The sequence below is a fragment of the Algimonas ampicilliniresistens genome (assembly GCF_030159955.1).
Taxonomy (GTDB): domain Bacteria; phylum Pseudomonadota; class Alphaproteobacteria; order Caulobacterales; family Maricaulaceae; genus Litorimonas; species Litorimonas ampicilliniresistens.
In genome coordinates this window covers 729,048-743,028 of sequence record NZ_BSNK01000001.1, presented here as the reverse complement: position 1 = coordinate 743,028, position 13,981 = coordinate 729,048, and the positions used below count along the sequence as shown (strand labels likewise).

Sequence of the window (13,981 nt, the reverse complement as noted above, 5' to 3'; positions counted from 1 at the left end):
AAAGGACTTCACCATGACCAGACGAACAACACTCGCCACGGCTGTGGCCGCAACGGCGACGCCCACGATCGCAAAAACAACACCGTCAAAACTGGCGTCCGGACTGGTGCTGCGCCCAGAGGAAGCGCGCGGCAAAGCCAATCACGGCTGGCTGCGCTCGGCCTTTAGCTTTTCTTTCGCTAACTATTTCGACCCAGAGCATATGGGGTTTGAGAGCCTGCGCGTCATCAATGATGACATTATCGCGGGCGGCGGCGGCTTTCCCATGCACCCCCATAAGGATGCGGAGATTTTCTCTTATATTCTGGAGGGGGCGCTGCAACACCGCGATAGTATGGGCAATGGGTCGACCGTGGGGGCTGGCGGCGTTCAATATATGAGCGCTGGTTCCGGCGTAACCCATAGCGAATTCAACCCAAGCGAAACCGACCCGATGCGGTTGCTGCAAGTCTGGCTGATCCCGAACGTATCCGGCGCGACCCCGCGCTATGACACGCTGGATATCCGGCCCGAGGACAAGGACGGAAAACTGGCTCTGTTCTTGTCGCCCAACGGTCGGGACGGTTCGATGACGATCCGTTCAGATGCCGATATTTATGCGGCGACGCTGAACGGTGATCAGGCCATTTCTCACGAGATGGGGGACGGCACACGCGGTTGGGTGCAACTCGCCACTGGCTCTATCACCATTAATGGTGAGGAAATGCGGCGCGGTGACGGTTTGGCCATTCGCGAAGGCGGACGGTTGGAGATGAGCCGCGGCGACGGTGCCGAACTGCTCTATTTCGAATTCGCGTAACCAGCCCTACGCTGTTTCGAAACGGCGAGCGCGATACCCGCAAGGATCATCGCGCTCGCTATTATAAAGCGTCCTGTCAGCGGCTCACTCAATAGAATGATGCCGCCCAGAGCCGCGAGCGGTGGCACCAGCAATTGAACGATCCCTGCTCGCGCCGCTGAAAGTCCCTTCAGGGCGCGATACCAGATCACATAGCCGAGGCCGGATGTCAGCGCGCCCGACGCGACAGCCAGCACAACACCCTCCCCGCTGGGCGACGTTTCTGAGCCTAAGATAAGCCATGCACCAAAGAGCGGGAGCGCAAGAATGCTCGCCCGAACGAAATTTCCCGCTGTGACGGCCGTGGGCGCCCCGCCGCCGCGTCCCATCAGAGAATAGACGCCCCAACAGGCGCCCGACCCGATCATCAGAGCTGCAGCCAGCGGATCTGGCCGCGCCAATCCCGGCAATAGCAGCCAAACCAGTCCCGCCACGGCGGCCAGAACACCTAAGCTTTGTATCAAACCCAGCCGTTCCCCGCGTAGGAAGGCCCAACCAATCATCGTAATTTGAACACTCGCGAACAGGATCAACGCACCCATGCCGGTCGAAAGCTCAAGATAGGCCAATGAGAATAAAGCTGCGTAACCCAATAGGGCCAACGCCCCGTTCCAACTTCCTGAAGTTTTGGACGATCGGACCCCAACGATCAGGGCCAGAACAACCGCACCCGATAGAAGACGAATGGTCGTGTAAGACCCCACCCCAATCGCGCCGTCCACCAGCGCCAAACGCGCCAATACGGAATTCCCGGCGAAAGCGATCAGGGCGAAGGTGGTGAGGATAATTGTCTGTCGGATGGAGACCATGCGCGCCTATAGGCGTGGTTTGCTGTCACGTCAGGTCAGCTTTTGGTGATCGGAACGATCAAGCTGTGATAGGGCTGCATCAGATCACTCGACGAAAGACTCGCCATGAAACTTTATACGCTCGCCGGCACCTGCGCCCTCGCCCCGAATATCGCCATCGCTTGGTCGAAGGCCCCGATTGATGTTGTTCTTTTGGAACGTGGCGAACATAAACAAGAGAGCTACCTGGCAATCAATCCTAAAGGTCAGGTTCCGGCCTTGGTGTTTGATGACGGTGATGTGCTGACCGAGGCAACGGCGATCCTTGCCTATATTGGCGCAGCATTCGGTGGTGGCGACATGGACCATTTCTCTCGCAAAGCCCCGCTCGGTCGAAAAGAAGCCGAAGCGCTCAGCTATCTGTCGTCCGAAGTTCACGCCGCCTTCAAAGGCCATTTTGCGCCCAGCACTTTCGCCGACACACCGCAGACCGAAAAAGTCGTCCGGCATAAGACTTACGCCCGGCTAGACGCGTATTTTAAACGGCTTGATGCCCAGATCGAAGAGACGGACGGTCCGTGGCTGCTCGAAGCCAGAAGCTATGCCGACGCCTATCTCTACATCGTCATGCGCTGGATCGAACGCACGCCGCTACAGCTAGAGGATTATCCGAACCTCGCGGTGCACCAGCGAGAGATGGAAAAAGATGACGGCGTTTTGCTGGCATTGGAACGTCAGGGGATGAAAGTGGCTGGGGGTTAAGGTTAGCTCAATAGAGTTTGTTACAGCGGCAGGGCCTCTGGCTTCCGTCAACCCCACCTGATTGGCAAGCAAGCTCATTTAAATATGAATACTGACATGGGCCCTTCGGGGCGCATGCTCTAGCGAGCAAAGCTATAGCGCCTTGATAATCTCCTCGACCATCTTCTTCGCGTCGGCGAGGAGCATCATCGTATTATCCCGATAGAACAGATCATTGTCGATCCCGGCATAGCCCGGTGAAAGAGACCGTTTAACGAATAGCACCGTTGCGGCCTTATCGACGTCAAGGATTGGCATCCCGGCGATGGGCGAGGTCGGATCCGTTTTGGCAGCCGGGTTAGTGACATCGTTCGCTCCGATGACAAAGGCGACATCCGTATTGGCGAATTCGCTATTGATGTCTTCGAGCTCAAACACTTCATCATAGGGCACGTTCGCTTCGGCCAGCAGGACATTCATGTGGCCTGGCATCCGGCCTGCGACAGGGTGGATGGCGTAGGATACATCAACGCCCTCTTCCTTGAGCTTATCGACCATTTCGCGAATAGCGTGTTGCGCCTGCGCGACGGCGAGACCGTAGCCCGGCACGATGATAACTTTGGACGCGTTCTTCATAATGAACGCGGCGTCTTCGGCAGAGCCGCGCTTAACCGGACGTTCCGGCTGGTCGCCTGCTGCGGCGCTGCCTGCGTCGCCACCAAAACCACCGAGAATGACCGAGATGAAGCTACGGTTCATGGCCTTACACATGATGTAAGACAGGATCGCGCCGGAGGAGCCGACCAGCGCACCGGTGATGATCAGCGCCAGATTGCCAAGCGTGAAACCGAGCGCGGCAGCGGCCCAACCGGAATAGCTGTTCAGCATCGACACAACGACGGGCATGTCTGCGCCGCCTATGGGAATGATCAGCGTAAAGCCGAGGATCAGCGTGATGCCGATCAGCGCCCACATCATCCACGGCTCAGAGCCGCCCGTACTCATCAACATCCCCACGAGGAAGAAGAAACCCACGCCTAAGGCGATGTTGATCAGATGCCGCGCGGGCAGCATAATCGGCGAGCCGGACATATTGCCGTTGAGCTTCGCAAACGCGATCAGTGATCCCGTGAAGGTAATCGCCCCGATGCCTGCACCGAGCGAGAGCTCGACCAAGCTACCGGCTTTGATCGCGCCGTCTGCATCGAGAATACCAAAACTGCCGGGCGAGAAGAACGCGGCCAGAGCGACGAGAACCGCCGCCAAACCGACGAGACTGTGAAAGGCCGCAACCAGTTGTGGCATATCCGTCATCGGAATCTTACGTGCGATGACCGCGCCTATGGTGCCGCCTACCGCGAGACCACCGCCTGCAAGCAACAGACCCTTGCCGCCAAGACCCGCAACTAAAACGGTCGTGACGATGGCGATGGCGATACCGACCATGCCGTAAGTGTTGCCACGCCGTGAAGTCTCTGGAGAGCTGAGACCGCGCAGGGCGAGAATGAAGAGAACAGCGGAGACCGTATAGAGAACGGCGGCTGTATTAGCGGAGAGCTGAAACACTTAGCGCTCCTTCTTTTTATACATGGCGAGCATACGTTGGGTGACGAGGAAGCCACCGAAGATGTTCACCGCGCAGAGCGCAACCGCGACAACGCCGGTCCAAGTCGAGATTTGCGAGCCGCCTTGCGTCCCAGCCGCAACTGCGATCAGCGCGCCGACAATGATGACGGAAGAGATGGCGTTCGTCACAGCCATGAGCGGCGTGTGCAGAGCCGGGGTCACCGACCAAACAACATAATAGCCGACGAAAATCGCCAGCACAAAAATTGCGAGTTGGAAGACGAGCGGGCTAACCGCCGCCCCACCTGCCATGATGAGCATTGCAGTCATATCCCTACCCCTTCAGCCGTGCGTTCACGATGGCCCCGTCGCGCGTCAGAGCGGCCCCTTGGATGACTTCATCGACCCAGTCCGGGGCGAAGCTGCCGTCTTCTGCTGTGACCAGAGGCAAGAACGCTTTGAGGTTGCGCGCGAACATGTTCGACGCATCCGACGCCATACGGGATGGCCAATTGAGGTGGCCAACGATCTGAACGCCATTTTTCGTCGTGACGATTTCGCCGGGCTTAGCCCCTTCAACATTGCCGCCACGTTCGACCGCTAAGTCAACGAGGACCGAGCCGGGCCGCATGGTGTCGATCATCTTTTTAGTTACGAGGATCGGCGCGTCACGCCCGGGGATCAGGGCCGTAGTGACGACAATATCCTGCTTAGCAATATGGCTAGCCGTCAGCTCTGCTTGCAGCGCCTGATATTCGGCACTCATCTGTTTGGCGTAACCACCCGCGGTTTCTGCCGCTTTAAATTCTTCATTTTCAACCGCGATGAATTTCGCGCCTAACGAGGCGACCTGTTCTTTCGTGGCGGGGCGCACATCGGTCGCCGTCGTGACAGCGCCGAGGCGGCGCGCGGTCGCAATCGCCTGCAGACCTGCCACACCAACGCCCATAATGAAGATTTTCGCCGGCGCGATCGTGCCTGCCGCCGTCATCATCATTGGCAAAGCCCGGCCATAAATACCGGCGCCTTCAACCACAGCGCGGTAACCGGACAGGTTCGACTGCGACGACAAGACATCCATTGACTGCGCGCGGCTGATACGCGGGATATATTCCAGCGCAAAGGCCGTGACGCCCGCCTTGGCGGCTGCCGCAACATATTTAGGATTGTCTGTAGGGTTCAGCAGACCCGTAATGGCCGCGCCTTTTTTCATGGCTGTTAGGAGTTTGGTGTCCCCGCCCGTGACCGACAGAACAATATCGGCGGTTTTGACGGCGGTCGCATTCGTGGTCGCAGTCGTCGCGCCTGCTTCTTTATACAGCGCGTCCGCGAAGGTCGCTTTATCCCCCGCCCCTTTAACCACCACCACGTCATGGCCCGCCGCAACATAGGCTTTCACCGTGTCTGGCGTTGCCGCTACGCGCGCTTCAGCGCCAGCAACTTCCTTCAAGACAGCAATTTTCACGCAGATCCCCTCAGCGACTCATCGACCCGATAAAGCAAATTTCTCCCCAAGTCGCAATTGAAAGCGACGGGTTGGAAAAATCTTTCGCGCAAATGCGCGAACACGAAAAGCTTGTGCGTGCGCCTCTCAGAGAGGCAGGAGCTTACGTGTCTTAAAACAGCATCAGCAGAAGCGCGATGACGACACCCAAGAACACTGACGAACCGATCAATACAGCATACCACTGTGCTTTAAATTTGAGCGCCACGCCGATCACGATCCCGATCACGACAGAGATCAACAGCGCGGTTGGCCATGCCAGCATCGCGCCGAATGTCAGGATTGGGAACAACAGCGTCACGATGATCGCTGCGCCGCCATATTTGGAAAACTTCATGAAGCCACCGTATGTATCGGAATGGCCTTCGATGTTCATTTCGCCGCGTGTGTAATTTGTGTCCGCCATGATCGCCGGTCCTTCTGATAAAAGCGGGGTCATCGGAGCAGGCTCCAATGTTTAGATTCTAATGCCGCCTATCAAAGGCGCCGCCCCTGTTCAACCACTGCCGCAACACAGCAGCGGTCTTTCATAATTCCTTTACCTTATTTCTTGGCCTCGCCTTCATCCCTTTTTGGCACAGATGGTCGAAATCGAGACGTGCCGTCAGAGCGCGCCCAACAGGTGAAAAGTGGAGCCCATGTCCAAGACCGTACTCATTGTCGATGACGATCCGACCCAGCGTCGCCTCTTGCAGGCGGTCGTGGAAAAGAGCGGTTTCTCCGTTCTACAGGCGGGAGACGGCGACACAGCCGTGCGTATGGCGACGGGTCCTGACGCGACGAGCGTTGACGTCATGTTGCTCGATCTGATCATGCCCGGCCGTGATGGTATGGATGTTCTGACCGAGTTGGCAAAGACACGCCCCGAACTTCCCGTCATCGTTCTAACCGCCAAAGGGTCCATCGAAGCGGTTGTCTCTGCCATGAAGGGCGGCGCGCGTGACTTTGTCGTGAAGCCTGCGGCCCCGGAACGCATTGTTGTGTCCATTCGCAACGCGCTAGAAATGAAAACTTTGTCCCGAGAAGTGACGCGGCTGAAAAAACAGTCTGAAGGTGGCCTCACTTTCGATGACCTCATTGGCAAATCTGCCGCTATGCGGCCTGTTGTGGCAATGGGCGAGCGCGGGGCTAAAGCCTCCATCCCTATCCTCATCAGTGGTGAGAGCGGCGTGGGTAAAGAAGTTATCGCCCGCGCTATTCAAGGGGCGTCAGAGCGCGCCGATAAGCCCTTTATATCGGTCAACTGTGGCGCAATCCCTGAAACTCTGGTCGAGAGCATTCTGTTCGGCCACGAAAAAGGCTCGTTCACTGGTGCCAATGGCCGTCATCTCGGCAAATTCCAAGAAGCCCATACCGGCACCCTCTTCTTAGACGAGATCGGTGAATTGCCGCTCGACATGCAAGTCAAACTACTGCGCGTTCTGCAAGAAGGTGAAGTCGATCCCATCGGGTCAAAACGCCCAGTTTCCGTGGATGTCCGAATTGTCTCTGCGACCAATCGCGATTTGGCCGAATGCGTCGCTGAAGGCACATTCCGTGAGGATTTATTCTATCGTTTGAATGTTTTCCCAATTGCTGTGCCGCCATTGCGGGAGCGAACGGAAGATATTCCAGCGCTCGTTGAGCATTTCGTCGCGCGCTTCAATGCGCAGGAAAAGATGAACGTGTCCGGCCTCACATCGGAGACGCTGACAATGCTTGGCCAGCAGCCGTGGGAGGGCAATGTTCGCCAACTCGAAAATGCGATTTTCCGCGCGATGATCCTTTCAGACGGCAATCAACTACGTCCGTCTGACTTCCCGCAAATTTCAGGTCTAACGCCCGCTATGGCGCAAGCCGTCGAAGCCACGGATGCGAGCCCGCTTGACCGTCTAGTCCCGGCCAATGAGAGCGATGAAGAAGGGGCCGTCTCAGTCCTAGACCGTGAAGGTCATCTCCGCACCTTGGAAGACATTGAACGTGACCTCATCGCCTTCGCGATCGAGACCTATCACGGTCACATGTCCGAAGTTGCGCGCCGTCTCGGGATCGGCCGATCAACGCTGTACCGCAAAGTTCGTGAGCATGCGCTCGATGTTGAACAAGTCAGATCTGCTTAAGCTTTTTCAACTAAGTTTTCGTGGGGGAAAATGATGACTAGATTCAAGACAGCTCTACTCGCTTGCGCGGCCATTGGTGCCGTCGGCGCGCCTGTGCTCGCCAATCAAGGCTATGGCCCGAGTTTGCGCGGCATGTTCCAATCGTCTGGAGCGAGCCAAGGCCAGTATTTAGGCCCACAAAGCTGGCAGGAACAACGCCTGCAAGAACAGCTGCGTTACGCGGCACCTGGCACTTATGTCATCGCGGAAGACGCATACCCCGCCGCCTATACGAGCCAGCAATACGCGACGTACGCTGCACCTGCCCCGCAGCCCGTACAATATGCCTCCAACCAATATGCCTCGTCAAACTTCGGCCTGCGCGGGTATAGCGATCCACGCACCGTCTCTTACTCGCCCGAGGCCGCAACCGCTTTCTATCGCGACCGAGATTTTAATGTTGGCGGCGTCAGCGTCCGGACCTCTGTCGCGAACAGCCGCGAGATGTTGGATTTCCAAGAAAACACGACAGGCAAAACACTGACCCTGCTCGCCAATCGCGCCACGGGCGTGTTGCAGCCTAATTCGCTCTATCTCGGCGGACATTTGCAGGGCGCCTTCATGTATCAACGCACCGACGTGGACGGCCAATTTCCTTTATTGTCGCGCTTCCCTAATTTCTCAAACAGAACCGACGACGAAGCCGGGGTTTTCGCGATCAATAATGCCGCCCTTTCGTTCACCAGCACATTTGGTGACTGGACTACACTTTATATGCAGCCCGAATATTCTGAGACGGAGTTTGCGCGCGATCAGGACGAGTTCCAGCTGCGTAAAGCCTTCGTTGTCTTTGGTAATCTGGAGCGCTCGCCCTTCTATGCTGCCTTTGGTCGCAAGACGATCGATTTCGGTAACTTCGACAGCTACAATGCCTTTACTCAGAATGAAGGCCATCACTTCTTCTGGGCCTTTTCTGATCAGCCCGTTGCCGAACTTGGCTTTTACAAGAACGGTTTCAAACTGACAGCGTCGGCTCTGTCCGGCGGACGTCAGCTACGCGTCGCCTTTGCTGATGAAGACAATAATATCGGCAACTATGCGTTCAGTGCCGAAAAGGAATTCTTACTCGGGCGTCAAAGCGCGTTTACATTGGGCGGCGGGTATCTGCACGATACCATCTATCGCGACAATTTCACCGCCCATACATTTCAGGGACGCGCCACTGGCACGCCGCCCGCCAACTTGATCAACTACCGCAATAGCGCCGTGAACGGGTTTGCAGAATATAACAGTCCATTCCTCGACGCGATGGTTGAATATACGACGACTTTAGAGCCTTGGGCTGCTGCCATTCCGCAGACGCCGGATGGCATCCCCTTCCCGCAATTCCTCAACGATCCACTCGGCTCAACGACGTCCATCGACAATATCAATTTCGATGAGAATCTGTCGACTTTGGTTGCGCAAGTCCGCATCAAACCGATGGTCAACGGTCGCCGCATGGCCATCGCTGCGTCAGGATCTTGGGGCAATATTAGTGACGATACTGGCAATGTCGGCATGATGGGTCAGCCCACCAGCTTCGAGAAGAACCAGCAACATTCCGCCAGCGTGGAATATCCGATCAGCGACTTCCTCGATATCGGCGCGGAATATGTCTATAATAAAGGCTTCATCCCCTTCGTTGCGCCGCAGCAAGTCTCAAATGATCAAACCAATGCGCATGCCGTGAATGTCGGGTTCAAGGTTCGATTCTAAGCCCTCTTGCCCCGCCAATTTCTGTCCGCCCATTCTCAAAACTGAACGGATAGATCTGACGGGAATTCCTAGCCTGACTCTGTTTACCCGCGACATCATCGCTGACGGTTTTTGTTGTTTTTCGATAAGAGCTGTGCTTTCTGCCCCCTAAATGGGAGGCATAAATGCTTGAAATCAAAAATCTGACTAAGACGTTCGGTGACCTGAAAGCACTCGACGATGTATCGTTGACGTTGAAGCCCGGTCTGTTCGGTCTTCTTGGTCCGAATGGGGCTGGCAAATCGACCCTGATGCGCACCCTAGCCACTTTGCAAGAACCGACCAGTGGCACGGTTCATTTCAACGGCGTCGACATTACAGAGCGCCCGGACACAGTCCGGTCCGTGCTCGGATATCTCCCACAAGATTTTGGCGTTTATCCGCGCATGAGCGCGCTGCAACTGCTTGACCATATCGCGATCCTAAAGGGCATCACCGATAAAACCGCCCGCAAGGATCAAGTCGAATCACTGCTGCAAATGGTCAATCTCTGGACCCACCGTACGGCCTCCGTGTCGACCTATTCCGGCGGTATGCGCCAACGTTTCGGTGTTGCTCAAGCCCTGCTCGGCGATCCGCAGCTCATCATTGTTGATGAACCGACAGCCGGATTGGACCCGCTTGAACGTCAACGCTTCCTCGACATTCTGTCGCGGGCTGGCGACGAAAAAATTATCATCCTGTCGACCCATATTATCGAAGATGTGCGTGACCTCTGCAACGATATGGGCGTGATGGGCAATGGCCGCCTGATTATTCGCGGCGCACCGGAAGATTTGGTCTCCGAAATCGACGGTAAAGTCTGGACCCAACGCGTCGATAGTGACGAGGACGTCGATAATATGAAAGCGACCATGCCTGTGCTCTCGACCCGTCGTCTCCGCGGTCAAACGGTCGTGTCGGTCCTCTCCGACACGTCACCCGGCAAAGGCTGGACCAAGCGCGAGACACTGCTCGAAGACGCCTATTTCGCGCATTTGAACGGCTTGATGAACGCGGAGATCCGTGATGCTGCCTAAGCTATTCGCCTTTGAATTTAAAATACACACACGCCAGATTGGGTTCTGGATTGCCCTCATCGTTATGCTGGCCGTCGGCATCTTGTTCTCATCACATGAGGATTTTGCCATCGGCGTTGCTGGTGGTGAGCGGGTCAAAGTCAACGGGGCGATTCCCATTGCCATTACCGTGTCGGCCTTCAGCCTGTTTTCAATTTTCTTCGCCGCCGTCTTCGTTGTCACAGGCGTTATGCGGGACGATACGCATGGCGCGGTTGAGGTCGTCCACGCGACGCCCGTCAAAACAAGCGACATGTTGCTATCGCGCATGCTCGGCGTCTGGGCGGTCACGGTTCTCAGCCTGTCAGGCCTAGTTATCGGCACAGCCGTTGGTCCATTCATGCCGTGGGGGGACGCCGAAACATTCAAAAGTTTCAATGCTCTACACTATATTCAGCCGTTTTTGCTTTTTGTCGTTATCAACGCGCTTCTAGTATCTGGGATTTACACGGCGATCGCTGTCATCACGCGCAACCGCGCCATCGTCTATGTCAGCGCCGTCGGCCTGTTGGTGATTTATCTGATTGGCGGCGTCATCGCCGGCGAACGACCAGACGAATGGATCGCCGCGCTTGTTGACCCGTTTGGGGCAACGTCACTGGCCGTGGAAACACAATTCTGGCCGGCCGCTGAGCAGAATGAAAATATGGCCCCAATCACGGGCTGGGTCGGCTTGAACCGTTTGGTTTACGGCATTGTCGGACTCGTTTTATTTGGAACCGCCTTCTTAATGTCGACCCGAGGCATTCTCAATCGGCGGGTGAAACGCCGGGCTGACGATAGCCCGATCGACGTGCCAAAACGCGTCACACCAGCTACGCCAGACTTGGGGACCGGCTTCACGCTGAGCGCCTTCTGGACGCGTCTAAAGTTTGAGTATCTCTCAACCGTACGCAGCACAGCCTTCATTATTTTGGTCGGCATCGCGATTGCCTTATTCGGCATAACACTCTTGGTCGCGATCTTTATGGGCGCGAGCACGACGCTACCAACCAGCCGATTCATGACTCAAATTGCGTTAGGCTCACTGTTGTTCCCAATGCTGATCATCATGGTCTTCTTCGGGTCCGACATTATGTGGCGGGACCGTACGTCGAACATGCACGGCATTTTGGACGCAACACCCGTTCGCAACGTGTCCCTGCTCTTCGCAAAATGGGGCGCGCTCGCCCTCCTTCTACTCACGCTCATTCTAGGCCTGTTATTAGCGGGCATGACGGCTCAACTCATCGTTGGGTGGGATCGTGTGCCTGTGGTGCCAACGACCTTCTTGGCCATTGGTATCATCAGTTTCTATGTCGGCTTCTTCTTCCAAGGCATGCTTGTGATGTTCATCCAGAACTTCATGCCGGGACGGATTATTGGCATGTTGGTCAGCGCCGCGGTTTTGGTCGGGTTGATCTTCTTTATCGGCCAGTTGCCCTTCTACCACCCGCTGATGAATTTTGGCAGTGCTGGCGCAGGCGCCTATTCCGAAATGGCTGGTTTCTCTAACCCGAAAGGGTTTGGCTGGGAGTTTGCCTATTGGATGGGAATGATCCTGATCTTAGGCGTCCTGTCAATCTGGGTCTGGCGTCGCGGCATGCAGGTCGGCTTGGTCGAGCGTCTAAAATCCATTAAGAAACGTCTGTCGATTCCCTCTCTTGCCACCGCAGCGCTAGGCATATTGCTCTTTGTGGGCTTCGGTTATGCTGGACTGCAGAGCTATCAAGACCAAGGTTATCAGAACTCCGATCAGCGTGAAGCTACACAGGCTGAGTTTGAGCGCCTGGTTGGCGATATGTGGAAACAACCCCCGCCTCGCATCACCCAAGTGAGCGTTAAGGCAGACTTCTTCCCTTCCTCACAAACAGCAACTTTTGTTGGCGAGTATGAGATCGACAATCCACATGACGAACCCATTGTCCGAACAACCGTGTTTTCGTCGGTCGGCGTGGATAATATCACTAAGCTTGAGATTGATGGCGCGGCAATCGTGTCCGGCGAGGCTCGCGCCGATGAACTGCGCGACGATCATAATGTTCAGGAAGTAGAATTCGATCCGCCCTTACAGCCGGGCGAAAGCCGGACTGTGCGCTTCACCACTCAGTTCACAGGGCCGACTATTACACAAGGGTCAACGATCGCCCGCAACGGCACGTTTGTGAACAACACTCAGGCGCTACTAACCTTCGGCAATCTTGAAGCTGGCTTTATCAGCGACCCTGACCTGCGCCGGAAATATGATCTGGGTGAACGGGTCGAATGGCCGGAACGCGATGATCCAGCGGCGCGTCGACGCCATTTGTTGACGTCGTTCTCGGGCTTTGCCGATTATGTCGATTTCGATGCCGAAGTCTGCACGATCGAGAGCCAAATCCCGGTCGCGCCCGGTAAGTTCCGCGGCGAAACAATCGAGGATGGCCGTCGCTGCCGGACCTACAAATCGATCAATCCAATCTTGAACTTCTTCTCTTTCCTCACGGCGGAGTATGAGGTTCGCAAGGATGTATGGGTTAATCCCAACGGAACGGACATCGATCTGGAAATCTATTTCCACCCGGAGCATGACTTCAATATCGATCTCATGTTCGATGCGATGAAAACGTCTATGACCGTCTATCATGAGACGTTCAGCCCGTACCAATATGCGCAGCTGCGGATCATGGAATTTCCATTCGCTAGCTTCGCACAAGCGTTCGCGGGCACCGTACCGTTTTCAGAAACAATCGGCTTCGTACAGGATCCCGGCGATGCCGAAGATCCCAAGCGCATCGATTTTGCCACTTATGTGACAATGCACGAAATCGGGCATCAATGGTTTGCCCACCAAGTCATCGGCGCCTTCGCCAAAGGATCAAACCTGCTTTCTGAAGGTCTGACCGAGAATGCGACAATGCTGGCTTATGAACGGCACTATGACTTCGCCAAGGCGCGCCGAATGCACGAAGAGCGCTCGGTCATTCAGTATCTGACCACGAGAACCTTCGAGCGCGACGAAGAGCCTGTACTCGCGGAAGCCGAAGGTCAGGGTTATCTGAACTATCAGAAGACCAGTTGGGTGTTCTGGGGCATGCGCGGCATTATCGGCAATGAGCCGGTTCAGCGCGCTGTGAAACGGTTCCTGATCGAACATGGGGCCGACAAAGGCGCGCCCTATCCGACCACGCTGGAGCTTTTGGCCATTCTCAAAGAAGAGGTAGATCCGAAATATCATAACCTCATTGATGACTATTGGAACAAGATCACCTTCTGGGAGCTTGGCTTCCAAGACGAGGCAGAGATTACTGTAACGTCTGTCGATGATCGGTTCGAAGTTTCGGTGCCGCTCAAGCTGGACAAGAAATACGCCAGTGAAGAGGACGGCAAGGAAACCTCTATATCCGAAATCGACGGCGTAAGCCTCAGCGAGTTCGTCCAGATCGGCTTCTACACGGAAGATCCGAAGGCCGACCTCGGCGCCAACCCAATGGCTCTTGAGACCGTTCAGGTTGATCAAGCCGAAGCGACACTCACCTTTACGGTCGACGAACGTCCGACCCATATCGTGCTAGACCCGCATCGCCGCCTGATTGAGCGCAACATCAACGATAATACTAAAGATGTGGAGGATGCGAGCGACAGCTAGTCGC

11 protein-coding genes are annotated in these 13,981 nt (G+C 55.8%); 6 read left to right on the top strand and 5 right to left on the bottom strand.

The window, feature by feature from the left end; genetic code table 11:
- The first annotated feature begins 13 nt into the window (after nucleotides 1-13).
- Nucleotides 14-799, top strand: a complete 786-nt coding sequence (locus QQL54_RS03420) for a pirin family protein (RefSeq protein WP_284387574.1) — start codon at nucleotides 14-16, stop codon at nucleotides 797-799.
- Here the strand turns inward: QQL54_RS03420 and QQL54_RS03415 are convergent.
- The gene (locus QQL54_RS03415; RefSeq protein WP_284387572.1) at nucleotides 781-1,647 is read right to left on the bottom strand and encodes a DMT family transporter; all 867 of its coding nucleotides are present in this window, start codon (nucleotides 1,645-1,647) and stop codon (nucleotides 781-783) included. The genes QQL54_RS03420 and QQL54_RS03415 overlap by 19 nt on opposite strands.
- A gap of 105 nt (nucleotides 1,648-1,752) precedes the next feature.
- Here QQL54_RS03415 and QQL54_RS03410 point away from each other — a divergent pair, with 105 nt between their 5' ends.
- Nucleotides 1,753-2,388, top strand: a complete 636-nt coding sequence (locus QQL54_RS03410; protein WP_284387570.1) for a glutathione S-transferase N-terminal domain-containing protein — start codon at nucleotides 1,753-1,755, stop codon at nucleotides 2,386-2,388.
- A gap of 132 nt (nucleotides 2,389-2,520) precedes the next feature.
- Here QQL54_RS03410 and QQL54_RS03405 read toward each other — a convergent pair whose 3' ends face one another.
- The 4 genes from QQL54_RS03405 to QQL54_RS03390 all read right to left on the bottom strand — a co-directional run bounded on the left by QQL54_RS03405 (nucleotide 2,521) and on the right by QQL54_RS03390 (nucleotide 5,843).
- Complete coding sequence (locus QQL54_RS03405; protein WP_284387568.1) at nucleotides 2,521-3,933, bottom strand: NAD(P)(+) transhydrogenase (Re/Si-specific) subunit beta; 1,413 nt, start codon at nucleotides 3,931-3,933, stop codon at nucleotides 2,521-2,523.
- Nucleotides 3,934-4,263: a proton-translocating transhydrogenase family protein gene (locus QQL54_RS03400; protein ID WP_284387567.1), complete on the bottom strand. Its 330-nt coding sequence runs from the start codon at nucleotides 4,261-4,263 to the stop codon at nucleotides 3,934-3,936. It abuts the gene before it with no gap.
- A gap of 4 nt (nucleotides 4,264-4,267) precedes the next feature.
- Nucleotides 4,268-5,398 (bottom strand): Re/Si-specific NAD(P)(+) transhydrogenase subunit alpha, encoded by a 1,131-nt coding sequence (locus tag QQL54_RS03395; RefSeq protein ID WP_284387564.1) that lies wholly within the window; start codon nucleotides 5,396-5,398, stop codon nucleotides 4,268-4,270.
- Between the two features lie 151 nt (nucleotides 5,399-5,549).
- Nucleotides 5,550-5,843 carry an aa3-type cytochrome c oxidase subunit IV gene (locus QQL54_RS03390; RefSeq protein WP_284387562.1) on the bottom strand — a complete coding sequence of 98 codons (294 nt, stop codon included), beginning with the start codon at nucleotides 5,841-5,843 and terminating at the stop codon, nucleotides 5,550-5,552.
- Between the two features lie 232 nt (nucleotides 5,844-6,075).
- Between QQL54_RS03390 and QQL54_RS03385 the strand changes: the two genes are divergently transcribed.
- The 4 genes from QQL54_RS03385 (at nucleotide 6,076) to QQL54_RS03370 (ending at nucleotide 13,977) form a co-directional block, all read left to right on the top strand.
- A complete protein-coding gene (locus QQL54_RS03385) occupies nucleotides 6,076-7,536 on the top strand; it encodes a sigma-54-dependent transcriptional regulator (protein WP_284387561.1) in 1,461 nt (486 codons plus the stop codon).
- A gap of 30 nt (nucleotides 7,537-7,566) precedes the next feature.
- Complete coding sequence (locus tag QQL54_RS03380) at nucleotides 7,567-9,273, top strand: hypothetical protein (protein ID WP_284387560.1); 1,707 nt, start codon at nucleotides 7,567-7,569, stop codon at nucleotides 9,271-9,273.
- 164 nt (nucleotides 9,274-9,437) lie between these two features.
- A complete protein-coding gene (locus QQL54_RS03375; RefSeq protein WP_284387558.1) occupies nucleotides 9,438-10,331 on the top strand; it encodes an ABC transporter ATP-binding protein in 894 nt (297 codons plus the stop codon).
- Nucleotides 10,321-13,977 carry an ABC transporter permease/M1 family aminopeptidase gene (locus QQL54_RS03370; RefSeq protein WP_284387556.1) on the top strand — a complete coding sequence of 1,219 codons (3,657 nt, stop codon included), beginning with the start codon at nucleotides 10,321-10,323 and terminating at the stop codon, nucleotides 13,975-13,977. Before QQL54_RS03375 ends, QQL54_RS03370 begins: the two co-directional genes overlap by 11 nt.
- The last annotated feature ends 4 nt before the right edge of the window (nucleotides 13,978-13,981 follow it).